This is a genomic window from Huaxiibacter chinensis (genome assembly GCF_022171985.1).
In the GTDB taxonomy this organism is placed as follows: domain Bacteria; phylum Pseudomonadota; class Gammaproteobacteria; order Enterobacterales; family Enterobacteriaceae; genus Enterobacter; species Enterobacter chinensis_A.
Genome location: NZ_JAJVHF010000042.1, coordinates 1 through 2137, shown reverse-complemented (window position 1 = coordinate 2137; position 2137 = coordinate 1). Strand labels below are relative to the sequence as shown.

Here is a 2137-nt window from a genome sequence, read left to right as displayed (position 1 = left end):
CTGTAGCCCACGGTGGCGACCTGCGGGTCGGTGAACACCACGGCCGGCATTGCGGTCAGGTCCAGGGCCGCATCGCCGCCAGTCATGTTGATCGCCGCACGAGTGCCGGCCGCTGCCGCCACATAGACGAACTGCGGCTGGTCGGTGCAGTCGCCGGCCGCGTAGATGTTCGGGCTACTGGTGCGCATGCCCTTGTCGATGACGATGGCCCCCTGCGCATTGACGGCTACCCCCGCCGCTTCCAATGCCAGGCTGCGCGTGTTCGGTGTCCGGCCGGTGGCGACCAGCAGCTTGTCGGCGCGCAATTCACCGTGCGTGGTGGTCAGCACGAATTCACCGTCCATATGGGCGACCTGGCTGGCTTGCGTGTGCTCCAGCACCTCGATGCCCTCGGCACGGAAAGCGGCTGTCACCGCCTCGCCGATGGCCGGGTCTTCACGGAAGAACAAGGTATTGCGCGCCAGGGCCGTGACCTTGCTGCCCAGCCGGGCAAAGGCTTGCGCCAGCTCCAGCGCCACCACCGACGAGCCGATTACGGCAAGGCGTTCGGGAATGGTGTCGCTCGCCAGGGCCTCGGTGGAAGTCCAGTAGGGTGACTCTTTCAAGCCCGGAATCGGCGGGACCGCCGGGCTGGCACCCGTGGCGACCAGGCAGCGGTCGAACATCACGACGCGCTCGCCACCCTCGTTCAAACTAACGATAAGGCTCTGGTCGTCCTTGAAACGCGCTTCACCGTGCAGAACGGTGATGGCTGAATTGCCGTCCAGGATGCCTTCGTACTTGGCATGACGGAGTTCTTCGACACGGGCCTGCTGCTGGGCCAGCAGCCGCTCGCGCAAGATCGTCGGCGGTGTGGGTGGCATGCCGCCGTCGAATGGGCTTTCCCGGCGCAGATGGGCGATGTGGGCGGCGCGGATCATGATCTTGGACGGCACACAACCGACGTTGACGCAGGTGCCGCCGATGGTGCCGCGCTCAATCAGCGTGACCTGCGCGCCTTGCTCGACGGCCTTCAGTGCTGCCGCCATCGCGGCTCCACCGCTACCAATGACGACGACCTGCAACGGGCGTTCGTTGCCACTGGGCTTATCAGCGGCCCCTATCCAGCCGCGCATCTTGTCGAGCAGGCCGGCGCGGTTGTCCGTCGGTGGCGCATCGGCAAGCGTTGCCTCGTAGCCCAGTCCGGCCACGGCGGTAGTCAGCGCATCCGATGACGTGCCCGCCTCAATGGCGAGTTGCGCTGTGCCCTTCGGATAGGACACCAGCGCCGATTGCACGCCGGGCACTTTCTCCAAGGCTTCCTTGACGTGAGCCGCGCACGAGTCGCAGGTCATCCCGGTGATTTTCAGGGTGGTCATGTATTTTTCCTTTTCTGTGGTGGCTACGGCTGTTGCCGTCAGCCACGTTGTTCTGGCAATTCACAGCTGTCCGGCCCGCAGCGGCGATGTGCTGGCGAGATGAAATCCCAGACCGACACCCCAACCATCAAGGCCAGGCCGACATAGAGCAGTCCACCGCTCTGCCAGCCGTAAGCCCGCATTAAAAACACCGCTGCCAGCACCAAGATCGGGCCTATCGTGCCGAGCGCCGTGCGTCGCCACTGTCGATGATTGAGCCAAGCGATAGCATTGGCGAGTAACGCGATGCCGGCGAACATCGGCAGCAGGATGCCAATGAATAGCCCCTCGTACTGGCTCAAGAAGCCCAGTCCGATGGCCGCGCCAAAGCTGGCGATGGCAGGAAAACAGGCGGCGCAGCCCATCGCGGAAACGACGCTGCCGAGCGCGCCGGTTTTGCCAGCGATGCGCGTGATGAGTCCCATGTGTCGCTCCCGAGTTCGGTTAACGGATCAGCGTTTGAGGCTGGACGGATAGCCCGCGTCCTCGGTCGCCTTGGTCAACTTCTGGACGTTGGTCTTGGCATCGTCGAAGGTGACGACGGCCTGGCGCTTGTCGAAACTTACGTCGGTCTTGCTCACGCCCTCAACCTTGGAAAGCGCGTGCTTGACAGTGATCGGGCAAGAGGCGCAGGTCATGCCAGGCACGGACAGCGTGACGGTCTGGGTGGCGGCCCACACGGGGGCAACAACGGCAGCGAGGGCGAGGGCGGCAAACAGTTTTTTCATGATGAACTCCTG

3 protein-coding genes are annotated in these 2137 nt (G+C 64.2%); all 3 read right to left on the bottom strand.

Going from position 1 to position 2137, the window contains the following annotated elements; genetic code table 11:
* A partial coding sequence (locus tag LZP96_RS23740) for a mercury(II) reductase (RefSeq protein ID WP_189087416.1) occupies positions 1-1358 on the bottom strand: 1358 nt, incomplete at its 3' end.
* A gap of 38 nt (positions 1359-1396) precedes the next feature.
* Positions 1397-1822, bottom strand: coding sequence for an organomercurial transporter MerC (gene merC / locus LZP96_RS23735; RefSeq protein WP_000522996.1), 426 nt, complete (start codon positions 1820-1822; stop codon positions 1397-1399).
* Between the two features lie 27 nt (positions 1823-1849).
* Positions 1850-2125, bottom strand: a complete 276-nt coding sequence (gene merP, locus LZP96_RS23730) for a mercury resistance system periplasmic binding protein MerP (protein WP_000732275.1) — start codon at positions 2123-2125, stop codon at positions 1850-1852.
* Between the last annotated feature and the right edge of the window lie 12 nt (positions 2126-2137).